This is a genomic window from Crateriforma spongiae, from assembly GCF_012290005.1.
GTDB lineage: Bacteria > Planctomycetota > Planctomycetia > Pirellulales > Pirellulaceae > Crateriforma > Crateriforma spongiae.
Map to the genome: position 1 here is coordinate 134,977 of NZ_JAAXMS010000007.1, position 18,323 is coordinate 153,299.

1 protein-coding gene (running past one end of the window) is annotated in these 18,323 nt (G+C 58.3%); it reads right to left on the reverse strand.

What is annotated here, in order from left to right:
• Positions 1–18,162 carry the 5' portion of a CARDB domain-containing protein gene (locus tag HFP54_RS18875; protein ID WP_168566381.1) on the reverse strand. The gene continues 13,884 nt to the left of window position 1, outside the view, so the window shows 18,162 of its 32,046 coding nt (coding positions 1–18,162); it begins with the start codon at positions 18,160–18,162; its stop codon lies off the left edge, out of view.
• Positions 18,163–18,323: the final 161 nt, after the last annotated feature.

An 18,323-nucleotide genomic window follows, 5' to 3' on the forward strand; every position in this document is an offset into this window, starting at 1 on the left:
GCTGATCGTTGCAGCGGAGACAGTCACATCGCTATCGGCGATGGGCTCAATCAAAACGGATTGACCCGGGATCGCCGGGAACGAAGGCGTGACGACAAGCCTTAAATCTGGCGCGGCGGGTTCAAATGAAGCGACAAGCGTGATGGGCCGTATGGTCTGAATCGCTCCGTCGTCGGCCGTCAGGCGAACCGTGAAGGTCCCCGACTGGAATGCCTGCGGTGTCCACCGCAGCACGTTGCCCGAATCGAGAATCGCACCAGCCGGAAGGTCGGTCGCCGCCAAGGTTACCGCGTCACCATCGGGGTCTTCGGCCAGGATGTCGATCGCAAGCGGTTGTCCGATCTCGGCGTTTCGAAGTGTTGGTGCCGTAATCGAAGGGGCACGGTTGGTTGGCAAGACGCGGACTTCGACATCGATCGTATCCGTTGCTCCACTGGGATCAGTGACCGTGAACGGCAGGCTGTAATCGCCTGCGGAGTCAAAGTCGATGTCCCAAATGACCGTCCGCTGAACCGAATCAAACTCGAATCCAGCCGGCGGATCACCGTCAAAGCGATACACCAGTGTTTCGCCGTCTGGATCACCAGCGGTCACGGCAAAGACAAGCGGTTCCCCCTCCCGGCCGAACAGACGTGGCAGCGTGCTGAACACCGGAGGCTGATTGACGTTGGCGACGGTGATCTCAACGTCTTCGCTTCGGGATCCCGCACCATCGGTCGCGGTGACCCGAACGCGATAAGTGCCTGCTTGGCTCGAGTTCGGCGTCCAGGTCAGCCGTCCGGTTGCCCGGTCAAACTGCATGCCGGCCGGAAGCGGACCGATCGCGGATCCCTGAACGAGTCCGGCGCTAAAACTCACCGAGTCGCCATCGGCGTCCGTGGCGACCGCGGTGATGTCAAGCGTTTCACCTTCGCGGATCTGTTGGCTGCCGACTGGCTGCAAGTCGGGACGGACGTTCGTATCTCGAACCGAAAGCTTGATCGTTCGAGAATCGGACAGCTCGCGTGAGGCGTCTCCGTTGCCACTGTCAGTCACGCTGAACGTGATCGTGACATCACCAATTGTTGTGGGCGTCCATTGGAAGTTCGCTTCGCCATAAACCGATGACGGCGTAAAGACGGCGCCATCCGGTAGGCCGTCAGCAGCGAAGGTCAGCGGGTCTTGATCGGCATCGGTGACGAATAGGTCCAGCGAGATCGGTTGGCCTACCACAGCAACCGAGTCGAACAGCGGTGAGAGGATTGGCGGTTCGTTGTCACTGTTCACGCTCAGGATGAACTGTGATTCCCCTTGAAGTGGAAACTCGCCCGTTGTCTCGCGTGCTGTGACGGTCACCAGGTAATCGTCGCGGTCGCCCGGTTGTGGTGTGATGACAAGCTGACCGGTGCCGTCGCCGTTGTCGGTCAAAATGGCAAAGTCTGGAAGCACGGTTGCCTGACCAAGCCGAACATCCAACTCAATGGGCAATCCTTCCGGGTCGGTCGCGATGATCGGAATCGTCAGCGTGCCGCCAACGTCAACGGTCTGGTTCGAAACGGTGGTGACTTCGGGAGCACCATTGGCATTCAGCACGTTGAGCGAAAGCGTCACCGAATCGCTTGTTGGTGTTCCCGTGCCATCACCGTCGTCGCTGGCGTTGAACGTCAGTTGATAATTGCCACTGGAATCAAAGTCGGGCGTCCACGTGAATAGCTGACGGTCCATGTCATAAGTGGCACCGTCAGGAAGTACGTCATGGGTGTAGGTCAGCTCGGGCAAGAAAGCCTCGAAGTCGACGAAGAAGTCTTCACTGACAGACGTGGGGCTCACGGGCGCGACGGGGAACTCAGGGTCAAACGCCGCGATGCGCAGTGTGATCGTTTGACCTTCGAAGATCTCGAATTCACCCAACTCGGGGAACTGAACGGGACCATTGATGTTGTTGACGGTCAATGTTGTGGAGACTTGTGAGACGGCGGTTCCGTCGTCCGCCAAAAAAGTCAAATCAAACACGCCGTGTTGATCAAAACCTGGGGTCCATTCAAAGACGCCCGTGTTGGGGTCGAGGAACGCGCCAGGCGGAAGTACAGCCGACCGATAGGTGAGCGTGTCCCCATCCTCATCTTCACCGAACACCGTGAACGCGACCGAATCACCTTCGTTGATCGTGCGGTCTGCGATTGGTGCAATCGTCGGAGCTACGTTGTTGTTTGCGACCACGATGTCGAACGTCACACTCGTTTCGACAAAACCATCGCTGACGATCAGCTTGACGTCCTTATACTCACCGGCCTGATCTCCACCAGGGCGCCAACGCAGCGTTTGTCCGATGTGATCAAAAACAGCGCCCGGTGGCAAAGCGTCCGCGAAGTAGAACAGATCGTCTCCATCGGGATCGAAGGCCGACACCGGGACCTCGATTAAGTTACCCTCGATCGCAAATACATCACTAATGGGGGCAAGCGTGGGGGCACGGTTGGCTCCACTGACATCGACAGTCCAAGTTTGCCGCTCGAACGCGCCCCGGGCATCGTAGGCACGGACTTCGAACGATTCGCGCGGATCGGATCCACGACCGGGTGACCAGCTGACTTCACCGGTATTCGGATCGATGGAGGCTCCCTCAGGCGCATCGGCGAGTACATAGGTGATTCGGTTGCCATCGGGATCGTCCGCGATGGCCGTGTAGCTGTATTCGCCTTCAGCCGCGATGGCTGTCAGTGGGCTGCTCGTGAACGCGGGCAACTGGTTGGGCGGAAGCGTTGCCAGAACTCGTGGGTCAAAGTTGAGATCGAGCAAGTTCGGGTTGGCAATGACGATCGTCTGGGGTGCGGAGGAAGTACCCGCCGCCAGTGTCGTGCCATCGGCTAGCACTTGGAAACCATCTTCGTCGGCTGGTGCTCCATCGTTTCCGAAGAACACCACGCTTTCATCACCGAGTTGATTGAACGTCACATTGATGGGGCCGGCGATGTCAAAGTCCGCCGTATTGGTCACGATGACGTCGAACAACAGTGTCCCGTCGGCACGATTGACTCGTGTGTTGGAGAACGACACACCCGTCGACACAGAGACGTCTTCGAAGACACGGAATGTTGTTGTAAAGCCTTCACCGCCAATCGGAATGCCCTGTTCGGACTCAACCGTTGGTGAGACAAACAGCTCGTACTCGGCTGGTGTCAACGATTCAAACAAAAGGTCGCTTGTGCGCGACTCCGCGTCGTATCGAACGGCGCCGAGCGTCACGTCTTGTCCGGTATCGCGGTTCGTGATGCGGTAGTTGGCAGGACGCGTCGCGCTGCCACTGGATTCGGTGCTCTGTGCGTTCAACCCGACATCGAAGAGCAGTTGCGCCCGATTCTGTCCGTCGGCGATGATGGTTTCGATGACTCGCGGGGCAGCGACGGTAAAGAACACATCCACCTGTTCGCCTTGCGTGGCCACGAATCGACCATCGGGCAGCACCTCGATACCTTCGACTCTGCCGGATCCACTGGATGCGAGCACGGTTTGGCGAAGCGAGAGTGGGTCCACAACGGTGATTCGGCCGCTGCCCTCGTGACCGACTAGCAAGGCACCGGCAAGGAGAGAATCGGGGGCGCCGATGGCCAGCGATTCGGCACCGTCATCGAGCGTCGCGATGGTCTCGGTGCGTCCACGAAAGTCAAATCGAACGACCGTCGCACCGCCCTGTGCCGTCGTGGTCGGCCAGGTCGTTCCGTACAACACTCCGTCGGCGTCGACGGCGATGGCATCGACTCGCTGACGTGAGAAGGCGGTGAAGGTTCGCTGTGAAGTGTCGAACCTTTGGACGCCGGACACGGTGGCAATGTAGATCGCGTTTTCATTGGGAATCGCGGCGAGTCCGAGCGAGACTCCGTCGCCAAACGATTCGAGGATGGCTCCACTGGTCGGATCAAGCTGAAGCAGACCTTGTCCACCGGAGCTTGCCCAGAGCTGACCCGCTGAATCAAACACCATCTCGTAGATCGGTGTATCAAGCTGTCCTAGAAGCACCGGATCCGAGCCGGTTGTGATGCGATAAAGCTCGTTTCGACCCGATCCACCCGAAACGAGTAGGCTGCCGTCGGGAGCGACCGCCATCGCAAGCGAACCAATGCTCGCACCGGAGTCACCCGGGATCGTGGCCAAACGCTCGGCCGCATAAGGACGGATGACCCGCGCGAACGCGCTGGGGCTGGTGGCGCTTGTGCGGGCTGGGATTCCGAACGCGGCTTCGTCAAAGAATCGATCGGCGACCGTCTGGTCGGCGGTCGGCTGTGCATCAGGAATCACGATCGGCTGGACGACTGCGACGCGAGCCGACCCGCCGAGGTTGATCTCTGGGACCAGTCGTGGGACGCGGATACCGTCGGCAACCGATTCGACGTTCCCGGCCGCGTCAATCGCGCGGACCAGAAAGACTGGTGACTGTCCCGGGCTGGCTTGGTAGACGAACGAAGTTTCACCCGTACGGTACAGAACGCTGCGATATCGATTGCCGCCGTCAAAAGAGACCAGTAGCGAGTAGGCGGCGACACCACTACCGCCCGTGTCGTCCTCGGCTGACCAATTGATCTCATACCGGTCGTCGCCAAGCGGAGTGGTCGTCCACTGACTGGTTGGTGCCGATGCATCGAGCGTCGCCGATGAAACGACGCTGTCGATGGGCTCTCCTCCGTCGATCAGGACTCGAGCCGTGATCTCGATCAGGTCACCCGTTGCCAGCCGACCTTCGGTGCCGAATGCGGCCACGTTGTCCGCGTTGACGAAGAACTCTGCAGAGACTGATTCGCCGGGCTGCAGCAAACCGATTGCCGAATCCACGGGAGGCAAGCCATCGCGGGGATCAACGGCACGAAGCAGGTAGGACGCGACGCGAGTATTGGCGTCCACGCCAGCGGTGATCTGCAGGACGTAACCTTCCTCTTCAAACAGATCAAACTCACCGACGAAGTTGGGACGTCCAGGCGGCAAGCTGATCGTGCGGTCACCCAGTTGGAGATCACCCAGGACAAACGAACGTTCATCAAGTGTATCGTCCAGCGGGATCACCAAACGGACTTCGCGAGCCGGAATGTTGGCCGCATCGTCATAAGTGACGCCAACGTTGTACGGCAGTGGCGTTGCAATCGGGACGAAGTTTTCTTCGCCGATTCCAGTAGGACCCGTGATGGAAACGGAATCACCCAGATTGGTGCCAAGATCGTCGACATCAAAGACAATGTCCTCGACCGTCTCGAACACTTCAAACAGCGGTGGTGGGCCTGCTCGCAGTTCAAAGGCGACGAACGACGTTGGGTTCGACGCCCCCAGATCGTAATCGGCAAAGTCTGGGATGTTCCCACCCGAGGTAACATTGGGAGTGTGACCGGCGTACTGCTTGAGTGCTTCGATCAGCTGGCTGAGCCGTGTTTCGGTTTCGACGATTGTTTGCGTCGGATCGTTGATGATCCCCGAGCCGGTCTCGCCGCCAAGCAAGCCGCCGACAAGACTGAAGAACAGATTGATGTTTTCGGCTCGCGCGTCGGCGGTGGGCGCGACATCTTCGGGGCGAAGCAATCCGCTTCCGACCAGCGATTCCAGGAACAACGTGCCGAATGCGTCTTGATCTCCCGCGATGGAAATCAGGCTAGGTTCTGCATCGGTGTCAGCGAGGATCGCTTGGCGAAGTTGTTCGGCTTCGTCTCGTTGGAAATCGAGATATTCCGCCGTGGTCATTGGCGTCGCCGCCGCCGCGACGTAGAAGTCAAAGGCCAAGTCGTCGAGATCAAACGGCGATAGGTTCTTTAGAAAGTCCGGGTCTTCTTCGAGCTTTTGTCGCAGACCCGGATAGATCGTTACGGCACTGCCGATCTCAGTCACGCCGCCGGCGGGCAGATCAATGGCGACCCCGCGCGCGGTCAACACGCCATCCAGATTCAGCTCAGGTTCGATGTTGGCGAAATCAAAAGTGCTGACCGAATCGAACAACGGTGCGACGGTTGTCTGGTCACCACGCAGACCGGCGGAAAAGGACACTGCAGGGCCGTCGATCCCCAGATCGCTGCGGTTCTCGATGTTTGGGAAGGCAAGTTCAAAGACGGTGTAGGGAGTGTCGATATTCGAGAGGCTTTGAATTGCCAACGAATAGGCACCTGTCGCACCAAGGTCAATCTGGCTTGGACCTGCAACGCCCGCGTTGGATAGCAGTGAATCGGCGGATTCCACTTGGAACCGATACGGATCAATGGCAACGCGACCGTCGGGATGCAGGACTTGGACATCGTAAAGACCGTGAGGTGCATCACGCAGGTCGAACACGGCGACGATTTGTGTGGCGTCGATTCGCTCAACCGACACCGGCGCGAACTCAGCGATGGTTGGACGAACCAGTCGGACGGCGGCTTGTTCGGGGAACTCAGCGCCTTCGACGGTGACGGTCACGTATCGATCGTCGCCTCCCGCGTCCGGTGTGATACCAGTGATTCCGAACGGAATTCGTGTGGCGCTGAGCTGAACCGGGTATTCGGCACGTTGGTTGACATCAAAGCCTTCGTCACCGGGTTCTTCGGTTCTCAGGCCGGCCCTTGCGAGCACGAAGTACCGTCCGCCCAGTGTTTCGGGAATGATCAGCGACTGATCGGGACGAAGGTATCCTTCGTAGGCTGCATCAAAGTCGAACGGCGTCGGCAAACGTTCATAGGCAACATAAAGCTCGTGTGATCCCTTGTCCTCTAAGGAGTCGAGATCGATGCGGATCGTTTCGCCTGGATCTGCGTTGAACTCGTAAAGGCGTGTGACGCCCTGTGCCAGGGTGTCATCCAGTGGGATGTCTTCACGCAACAGCGGCACGGTGACACTGAGCGTGTCGGCAGAGAATCCCGTGTTGTTGCGATTGTTTTCGCCTTCGATGACATCATCGAAGATGTCGGTGCGGACGATGATTCGATAGTCACTGGGCAGCGCAAGCGGAATCTCAAAATCAAGGGACGCCGTGTAGGTCTCACCCGGCGCGACGGTTCGCACCGAAGGTGGATCGACCGTGCCGATACGGGGATCACCCAAATCCCAGACGGAATCAGACGACAGATACACCGCGTCACCGAACCGGGCGCGTGCCGGTTCATCACCACGGTTTTGTACCGTCCACGAAACCGTCGCGATGTCACCCACCGTTGCCGCGGTCGGCGCTGTGATGTCGATGACTTGCAGGTCACTGGGCGGCGGGACCTCGATGATCATCGGCACGTCGGAGACCCGAATGTTGTCTTCTTCGTTGGACTCGATGACTTCGCCGTGGGGCCGAATGCCCGGACGTGTCGGGATGTCCGTCGCCACGATGACGTAATAGTCGCCCACCAAACCACGCGGAAGCCGAATCGTTCGGTCGAAGGTTAGCGTTTCACCCGCAGCCATCGGGTCATCACGACGGATCTGAGTGACGTAGTGATCGCTGCTGACGTCTAGCAACCGGTCGCGGGAAAGGTAGATGCGATCGTAGAAGGGTACCTGCGAGCCTGGAATCGCCCCGCCATCATTGCTGGTCGTATAGCTGAACGTGAACTCGTCGCCCACGTTGACACGCTGTTGGGATGTCACGCGGTCGATCGTCAATTCAGGCGTCGGCACAAACTGAACGTCGAGCGATGCGATCGCTTGGTTGTCACCTTCGTCGGCAAACTCGAGGACTCGGTCGAGTGTGGCGATCGTCCGTGCGTAGCCCGATGCCTGGGGATACGGAAGTGTGTAGGACTGAGGCCCGGAGAAAACCGTGTCCGTTTGGGCGATGACAAAGAAAGGACCGCCGATGTTGTCAGCCAAACGAACTTGCAGTTCGACATCATAGGATTCGCCGATTCCCAGCGATCCCAAATGGTTCTGTGATCCCAGGACAAAGTCGTAGGAGTCAGCCGCCGTATCGGTGGACAGAAACAGCCGATCCGTCCATGAGTCGACTCGTGTCGCTCGAGTGCCTTCGTTGGTGACTTTGAATGAGACATCAAACACCGACCCGGAATCCGGATTGGTTGGGACGGCCGAAAGATCACTGATGACCAGGTTGGCTTCCGCGTAGGTGACGTCGATGACGTTGGACCGAGCCATGTTGTTGGCTCGCATGCCGTCTTCGTAGACGCGTGATTGAAAGTACGTGGGCCAATTGGGGAATGCACTGTTGCCCCAGCCGCCGGCGACACCCGGCACACCACGCCGGACACTGATATTCACAAACACGTGCGCGTACCATTCGCCCTCGCTACCCGGCGGTGTCGCGACGGTCATCTTGTCGGTGTAAGTTCCACCGGCCTCGATGGGCTCGTTCAGGACAGCTGTCTTTTGTCCGATGTAGACCGCTCGACTGGCGTCAAAGACCTGGTCCTTGCTTAAAAACACGTGTTGTTGAAAGTTGGTCGTGTCGTCGGCGGTCGCAAAGTCACCGATGTTCTCCACGGTCCAGCGAACCAGGAACTGCTCTCCTGAGTCACTCGCCGGATCCGCGACAACGTCCGTGACCGCAAGGTCGGCCGGGACGTCGGTGATGACACTTTCCGCTGCCCCGACGTTGTTGTCGGTGAAGGGACCTTCATACACCGTCGTCAGCGTTCCCACGCTGCCGGCGAGAATGCTGATCAGCTCGCTTCGCGAAAACTGATTCAGATCACTGACGTTGATCTCACCGATCGGTTTTCCGGTGGCTTCTTCGATACGCGATAAGACACCTTTGACTTCATCCAGAAACTTCTGTTCCTCGGTCAGTGCGATCCTCGGATCGACGTTGGTGCGGACCAGGATGTGCGACCCTTCGGCCGTTGGTGGCAAGGTGAACTCGGCCGTTGTTTCGTAGGACTGGCCGATCTGCAGCACGCCGTTATGCGGTACGGCAAAGACGAGCTGATCGCTGGAATCCCACACGTTGTCATCGCTGACATAGATCGCGTCCGCCCAAGCGTCGCGATCGGTTGCCGCGGTCCCGTTGTTGGTGACTTCCCAAGTGACGGTGTACTTGGAATCACCCTGGCCCGTTGCGTCCGCAATGACGTTTGTGACTTGAAGATCCGCCGGTGGGGTCAGCAGAACATTGATGGGCGTGCTGCCGTAATTGCTGCCATCAAAGTCATTGGGAGCGTCAGGATTGATGTTCGCTTCGAAAGCGGATTCGTAAACACTTCCGTAACCATCGGCGTAGACCGTTAAGAAGTATTGACCGGTCAAGCCGACCGGTATGTTGACCGTGGCTTCCGCTTCGTAGCCTTCGCCGACGTCCAGAACGCCGTTATGCCGATAGGTCCCGACCAGTCGATCGCCGCGCGCAGGAATCGGTCCGTCCTTGCCCAACGTCAGCCAAATCTGATCGGTCCAACTGCCTGGATCGGTCACACCGGCGCCGCGGTTTTCGACGCTGTAACGCATGGTGAACGATGAATCATCGAACGCATCGCCCGGCCCTGTGATCGAGGTCACCACCAAGTCCGGTGGAGGCACCGGGTTGGCGTCAATCGCGATGGCGGACGCACCAAAGTTGTTGCCTTCGAAGGGAAACTCATCAACCTGATTGGCGCGGTCCGTTTGAACCAGAACAAACCAGTTGCCCGGAGCGTTTCGGGGAATCAAGAACGATGCCGTGGTGCGATACTCACTGACGTTGCCGGATTCACTTCCGATGTGGGCCAAGGCCGAGCCGTTGTCCAATTCACCCAGCAGGATGCCGCTGGTGATGCTGTTGGCCGACGACGAAAGCCAAACGCGGTCCTTCCACCTCGAGCCGGCGGACGGCGTGTCCGCGGTTCCAACGTTTGAGACCGTGAACGCGACATCCAGAATGGTTCCCGCGGTGATCACCTCCGGCGCGGTGACATCGGTCACTCGCAAGTCAGGACGCGCGAGAAGATTGATCTGCAGCGTGTCGGAAAACGTGATGTTATCCAGTTCGCCGTCGCCCGATTCGATGACTTCGCCGGCGTCGTCGGTCTGGACGAAGAAACGAAACAGCCCACTGGTGCGGGGAAGCGTGACGACTTCCGTTCTGGTAATCGTCTGACCCGCCGCGAGCGTTTGGTCGTTGGTGAAGCGACCGTAATTGATCACCTCGTTGCCGTCGGTCGACTGCAAATAAAGCCGATCCCGCCAGCCGGTTTCGGTTTCTTCGGGGCCGTTGTTGCGGACCGTCCACGTGACTTCGACTCGCGTACCGTCGTCGACTTCCGTCAAACCGCCCAGGCTGACTTCTGCGACGCGCAGGTTCACATCGGCCGGTGGGATGAACTCCACATCGATCGGCTGGCTGATCCCTTGGTTGCCGCCCAGTGCATCGTTGGTGTTGTAAAGAAACTCATCGGGGCCGCCCGTCCGAACGATGATGTAGTGCTCCCCGTCCAAGGAGCGAGGCAGAACGAACGTGTCCGTCCGTGTGTAAGCACCGTCGACGGAAAGTGCGCCACCATGAACGCTGCTGCCAAGCAATCGCAGACCGCTGGCACCGGTTGGGTCATCGGTCACGTAGACGTAATCGGTCCACGCGGTTCGATCGGTCGTCGCGATCCCGCGATTCGCGATCGTCCAACTGATCTCCAGCGGCTGACCGGACTGTGGAGTGCCGGTGGTGGAGACGTCCTCCACACGCAGGTCGCTGTAGGGCTCTGTCGTGACATCGACCGGATAATCCGGAGACCCGACGTTCGATGCTCCGTCGGCCGTTTCGTAGACGACGTCGTTCAGGTCGGTCTGGACAAACAGCGTGAAGCGACCGCGGAGAGCATTGGGAAGCTGGAAGATCTCCGTGCGCTCGTACGTGGCGTCAACGGGAACAAATCCGTTGTGCTGGAAATCGCCGAGAATGATGTCGTCCGCATCGCCAAGGATGTCGTCCCGTGAAAGCACGATACGATCGGTCCAATGATCCACTCGGCCCGGCCCATCACCGACATTCTGCACGGTCCACGAAACGGTCAAGTCCACCGGGTCGCCAATGATGATCTCCGGTGCAGAGACCTGTGTGACGGTGAGGTCGGCATACGGAAAAAGTGCGATGTCGACAGAATCACTTGCGAATTCGGAAGGTGATTCACCGTCACCTTCGTTAACATCATTGCCGGCGTCCGGTTGGACGATGAAGAAGTATTCGCCAGAGATTTCATCCGGAAGGGTGACGTCGAGTGTTTGGGTGGCGGACGCGTTGACGTCCAAGCTTAAGTCGACCTCCAGTTCCCCCAACAAAACGTCATCGCCGGACAGCGTGTTGTCGGTCGACAAGTAGACTCGGTCCGTCCAGGCTGACTCGGCAGTCGCATCGCCATCATTCCGTGTCGTCCACGAGATGCTGTAGGACTCGCCGGATGTCGGTGTGGTATTCGGGTCCGGCGTGATCGCTGTCACGACCAGGTCGGGCAGTGGTGTCGGCGTCAGACTGATCGTGGTCGACGAGATGGAAAAGTTGTTGTCTTCCGCGGTCGGTTCATCGACACGATTGGTTGCGTCGGTTCGGACCACGACGTAATAGTCGCCCGGGGGCACGGATGCCGGAACCACGAGTGATGACGGCATGGTGTACGAGGCGTTGGAATCAAGTGCCCCGGTGTGCGTCAGGTTTCCCACTAGGATGTCACCGCCGATGGCGTCATCGGACGACAGATAGACCTGATCAGTCCAAGAATCGACGACCGTTCTTGCCGTTCCATCATTGCGGACGCGATAGTTCAGGCCAAAGGAATCGCCGATGAAGCCGCTAGGGTCGACGGTGATTGCATCAACGATCAAATCGGCTGGTGGGGGTGCCGCCGCGACGTTGATCGGCTTGACCGCAGAGTTGTTCGCGTTGGTCGCCTCGAACAGTTGATCGCGGAAATCCGTGCGAACGATCAGGAAGTGATCGCCTTCCAGACCAAACGGCACCGTCACTTGTGTCGACGCGGTGTACGTGGTTCCTGTGGCCAAAGTCTCGTTGCGAATGACGTCGGCAAGAAAACGGTCGTCACCATTGCCAAATATCTCGTCGGATGAAAGGACCAGTCGGTCGGTCCAGGGGGGCACCGCATCCGCACTGTCGGTGTTCTCCACCGTCCAGGACACTGTGATCAATTCACCGTTGTCTGCCATCTCCGGTGCGACGATTGGATCGTCGACGAATTCTAAGTCGGGGACTTGGAAGCTGACCGTTGCGATGAAGCGGTCGTCTTCAATTTCACCGAAGATTCCGTCGCCGTCGGTATCCATCGCGTTGCCGGTCGGATCACTGATGTTTGGACCGATCGTGAACGTGTAGTCGCCCACGGTGGATTGAGTCGGGAACGAGACGCGAACTCTTTTCGTGTCCATGCCGACGACTTGGCTGACGTTGACGACGCCACCTGGCGTGATCAAAGAAACGTCGTCCGGTGTGAACGTGGTCAGGTCGATTTCTTCGTTGAACGTGACATCGATGAAAAAGTATGGCTTCGAGACAAAGTCGGGGGTATAGCCAACAATGACCGGTCCACCGGAATCAACCGTAAACGAACTGGTGAAGATGTCGTCCGGATCTTCACCGACTTGGCCGTCGAAATCGAGGTCCATCGCTGTGCCAGCGGTGTCCAAAAGATTCGGACCGATCTCGATCGTGTAGTCGCCCGCAGTCGTGATTGCTGGGAAGACGAGTTCGTATCGAAGTGGGGCGATTTGGTTGAAGGATGACAGCGTCACCGCACCGTCCGGACCAACGAGTCGGATGTTTTGATCGTTCAGCGTTGCTTCGTCGATCGCTTCGCTAAAGGCGACTTCGAATGTTGTCAAAGGTGCAGGGACAGTGCCAGTTGGGTTAACGTCCGTCACGAACGGGCCGGCATTGGCGACGAAAAGCTCTGACTCGTACCGGTCACTAATTTCACCAGCGATTGCGTCGCCATCGCTGTCCATGGCGGTGCCACCTAGGTCAAGAATTCCAGGACCGATGATGATGTCATAGCGACCATCGGCGGTGGCTCGCTCGGTGTTGACACGGTAAACCGTTTCGCTGATCCGCTCGATCGACGTCGCGCCCACCACTCCGGCAGGGCCCTCGATACGAACATCGTTTGTCGAAAAGCTGCCTTGGTCGACGGGCACGTTGAACGTGATTTCAAAGGACTCCAGGCCGCCGAAGACATTGCCTGTAGGATTCTGTCCAACAACCCGCAGGGGCTTTCGTTCGACGGTGAAGGTGCCCAGGTAAACATCGCCTTGCTCACCACCGACGCCATTTGCGTCTTGATCGTGAACGTTGCCAGACAAGTCTCGCGCGACCGGTTGGACTTCGATTTCATACAGTCCATCGAAGGGTTGCGGTGGAACGGTGATCCGGAAGGACGTGTTGGTATCGTCAACCGGTTCGACGCCAAGCGTTGGAACGTCATCTTTGAATTCGGTATCACCGACCAGTTGAAAGTCGCTGTCGAACGCTGTTTTGGTTCCCTGAGCGGCTGACAGTTCAAATCCATTGCCACCGTTTAGCTCGAAGAAAACAAACCGAATCGGATAATCACCGGCGGCCGGAAAGTCGAAGGTTGCAAGATCGGTTGCAAAGCCTCGACCGGTTGTGAACTCTGCGCTGAAGTCAGCGATCTCCAATCGGTATCCATCGTCAGAGCCGATCGCAAAAGTCCAAGGTCCTGGACTGGGGATGCTGATCGTTCCTGTGGCTTCAAAGGCGAGGTAGTCGCCCGGGCCGGAAGCCTCAAGCGGGTTTGTGAAATCATCACCAAAGTTGGCTCCCGACGGTCCGTAGTTGATCCACGGTCGTGTCTCGACTAGCTCTTCGCTACGCAGGTTCTCGTCGGAAAGCACCGCGAGCGCCCCGGTAAGGTCGTTGAAGGGATCGATGGCACGAGCGGCACGAACGGCAAAGCCACCATCAACACGCACCGGAGTGAAAACGTCACGAGCTGCACGTGTCGATGGACTGATGAGCTTGACGTCATCTGTGGTCAGCGAATTGGGGTCGATCGGTTCGTTGAATTCGATCACAACGTTTTGCAGCACCGACGAGATCGTCGTGGCAGGTATCTGTGAAACGATCTGCGGACCGGCTTTATCAACCGTGAAGACGCCGACGAATACATCTTCGACGGATTCGCCAATAGTCCCGTCTTGATCCTGATCCATCGGAGTTCCCGCCGGACCAAGAATGTTTGGCCCGACCGAGAGCGTGTACGCACCCGCATTGGGGATCGACTCACTGAGTGTGAGCTCGACGACTCGGTCACCCAGTAACATGACCGACGCGATCGACGTGGATGACGGGCCACTGAGTGCAAAGTCATCCAGCGAAATCGAATCAGCCAATACCGGTTGATCAAACCGGACGATCAAGCGATCCGCAGTGTCACCGATGATGCGTTGAAAGCTTTCGACCGCACTTCCCAAAGGTCTCGGTGGAACCGAAAGGAAACTGTCGTAGTTGACGTAGTCACTGACCCTTGACCCGAACGAGTTTTCGTTCACACGTCCGTCAGCCGCGGAAATGTCGTGGGGGCCACCCGGGTGCCCCCAATAGTTCTGTGCGAAATTGGCTGCGGCGAAATCCGTCCCACCATGTACGACCGCCGCGTCGCTTTGCCCGACGAAGCTACTGTTCTGGACCGATGCGGTTGATCCACTTGCGATCGAAAAGCCCCTTGCCCCACCAAAAATGTCCATGTCGGTTGCCGACACGACTGAGCTTCCAAAGACGTTGACACCGTATTGACCAATGCCAAGCAAGCGGATGTCATCGAGGGTCGCATGCCCGCTTCCGACAACAATGGAATCTCCAGTGCTGGATGAAACAATAACGTTGCCAAGTTGAACCGTGTCATCGGGTGCGTTTGACGGGTTGCGTATGTCGACCGCGGCATACCTCGTGTCTCCACCGCCGTACCGGACTTCGGCGTGCTCCAGAACGGAGCCACTGTTCCAAAGTGATAGCTCGTACCAATCACCCGGCGATGGAGTGGAATCGGTTCCGTCGGCATTGGAATCACCACCGACGGTGTCGTCGCGGGTGCTTGTGAAAACGATCGGTTGGTCAGCCGTACCTTCGGCCGACAGTCGACCACCGCTGGTCCGAATCCTCCCGAACTGACCAAACTTGACCACGCTGCCCGGGACAATCGTCAGCGTGGCATCATCGGCAATCGTCGTCGTGTTAAAGGAATGAACTGGCAAGCCAGAAAAGTCCCAGGTGCGGTCGGATCGGATCGTTCCTGTGCCAAGCGAAACATGGTCACCGCCAAGGTTGCCGCGTGCGGTGACATCGTCGTAGGTGACGTCGGCTGCAAATGCTTGGTTGATTGCCACGCCACCGGAATCTTGGACCACCACACCGGATAGATTGACTTCGCTGTTGCTCAGTTCCAAACCGGTTCCGACCGAGTCGATGATTTTGAGATCAGACAACTCGATGGGGTCTGTGAGATCGCCGCCGCCGCTGCTGTTTGTGCTGACGGCTCCGTAACGCGTGTCGCCACCACCGTAGCGGACCTCGGCGTGTTCCAAAACCGATCCGGCATTCCAAAGTGAAAGCTCGTACCAGCTTCCTGGTGATGGACTGGATTGGTCACCATCGGCGTTGGAATCACCGCCGACGCTGTCATCGGTGGTGCTGGTGAAGACGATCGGCTGATCTTCGGTGCCTTGAGCCAACAGGCGACCGCCAGCGGTTCGGATCCGACCGAACTGGCCAAACTTGACAACGCTACCCGGCGCGACGGTGAGGGTCGCATTGTCCTCAATCGTTGTCGTGCCGAAGCTATGAACGGGAAGGCCACCGAAATCCCAGGTGCGATCTGACCGAATGGTTCCGGTACCGAGCGAAACATGGTCACCGCCCAAGTTGCCGCGTGCCGTGACGCCGTTGTAGGTCGCGTCAACTGCGAAGGCTTGGGTAATTGCCACGCCTCCGGAATCTAAAATGACGACCTCGGACAGGCTTGATTCACCGCTACCGAGTTCCAAAGCGGTGCGCTCGGAATCGGAAATACGCACGTTCGATAAGGCCACCGCATCGGTGAAACTGCCGGCGTTTGATTCGAAAACGCTGACCGCGCCGTATCGGGTGTCTCCTCCGCCGTATCGGACTTCGGCGTGCTCCAGAACGGAGCCACTGTTCCAAAGTGATAGCTCGTACCAGTCACCCGGCGATGGGGTGGAATCGGTTCCGTCGGCATTGGAGTCACCGCCGACCGTGTCGTCCTTGATGCTGGTGAACACGATTGGTTGGTCAGCGGTGCCTTCAGCCAGCAGCCGACCACCGCTGGTCCGTATTCTTCCGAACTGACCAAACTTGACCACGCTGCCCGGGGCAATCGTCAGCGTGGCATCATCGGCAATCGTCGTCGTGTTAAAGGAATGAACTGGCAAGCCAGAAAAGTCCCAGGTGCGGTCGGAGCGGATCGTTCCGGTGCCAAGCGAAACATGGTCACCGCCAAGGTTGCCGCGTGCGGTGACATCGTCGTAGGTGACGTCGGCTGCAAACGCTTGGTTGATTGCCACGCCACCGGAATCTTGGACCACCACGCCGGATAGATTGACTTCGCTGTTGCTCAGTTCCAAACCGGTTCCGACTGAGTCGATGATTTTGAGATCAGACAACTCGATGGGTTCGGTGAGATCCCCGCCGCCGCTGCTGTTTGTGCTGACGGCTCCGTAACGCGTGTCGCCACCACCGTAGCGGACCTCGGCGTGTTCCAAAACCGATCCGGCATTCCAAAGTGAAAGCTCGTACCAGCTTCCTGGTGATGGACTGGATTGGTCACCATCGGCGTTGGAATCACCGCCGACGCTGTCATCGGTGGTGCTGGTGAAGACGATCGGCTGATCTTCGGTGCCTTGAGCCAACAGGCGACCGCCAGCGGTTCGGATCCGACCAAACTGGCCAAACTTGACAACGCTACCCGGCGCGACGGTGAGGGTCGCATTGTCCTCAATCGTCGTGGTGCCGAAGCTATGAACCGGCAGGCCACCGAAATCCCAGGTGCGATCGGTTCGAATGGTTCCGGAACCGAGAGAAACATGGTCGCCGCCCAAGTTGCCCGTTGCAGTGACGTCGTCGTAGGAGGCATTAGTGACGAAAGCTTGCCCAATCGCGACACCACCCGAGTCGGCGACGTTCACGCTGGACAAGGTCACATCGCCGCTGGTCAGTTCAAGACCGGTGGTATTTGCATGAATGATTTGGACGTCGGATAGCTCGACGGGATCGGTGAAGGTTCCGCCATTGCCGCCCCGAACGCTGAGTGCTCCGTACCGGGTGTCGCGTCCACCAAATCGAACCTCCGCATTCTCAATGATCGAACTGCCGTTCCACAGATAAAGACTGTTCCAATCGCCCCTCGTCGGTGTAGTAGCATCACCATCGGCATTGGAGTCTCCTCCGATCGTATCGTCCTGCGTGCTGGTGAATACGATCGGTTGTTCCGCAGTACCCTGAGCCACTACGCGGCCGGTGTTGGCATACAGACTTCCACTCGTACCAAACTTGATCACGCTACCGGGGGTGACTGTCAGCGTTGCGTTGTTGTTGATGGTGGTCTGACCGGTGGTATGCAGTGTCAAACCACCAAAATCCCAGGTGCGATCCGATGTAAGGGTGCCGCTCGGAACGGAAACATGATCCCCGCCGGCGTTACCGCTGGCAGTGATGTTGGCGTACGTCGGCTCCGATGCAAACGTTTGTCCTATCGCTACGTTGGCACTGCCAACAACCGACACCCCGCTAAAATCTGGGTTCCCCGACTGTACATAGATCCCACGCGCCGCACTCGCTTCGATTTGCATTGATGAAAAGGAGGCGGTCGAATCGCTATCAGTCGGAATTGCGAAGTCCGCCACGACCGCTGCTGTCGCCTGGCCCCCGGCGAAGCGAACCCCGGTGTGAGCTGAATTCCAATTGGGTGAGCCCACATACAAGGCTTCCCAGTCACCCGGTGCCGGTACACCATCGCCCTCGGGCGTTAAGTCTTCACCAACCGTGTCGTCATTGACACTTGTAAAAACGATCGGGCTAGTCGCCGTGCCGACCGCATTGATCGTGCCCGTTCCCGAAAGCCATTTTCCTTGTTCAAACTTGATGACTGTGCCAGGATCGATATCCAGCGTGACGCCGTCCGGGACTTGGACATCGCCGGTCACCCGGATGGTGCCCGACCAGTTGGCGTCTTCGGTGAGTGCACCGGCAACGTCCTGGGCCAACAAGCGTCGGTCCTCCAGGCGTTCCATCAGGCTGGTTCGGCGGCGTTTCTGGAGAGCTTCTTTGCGACGCTGTTTTCGGCTTTGCTGCGCGCGAGAAAGCCGAGACCAATTCCGGCGGCCTAGCATGGGCGGTATTTCCAAGGTGTGGCTACGTTGTCGTCTTGCCCCGCTGCCGCCGAAATGGATCC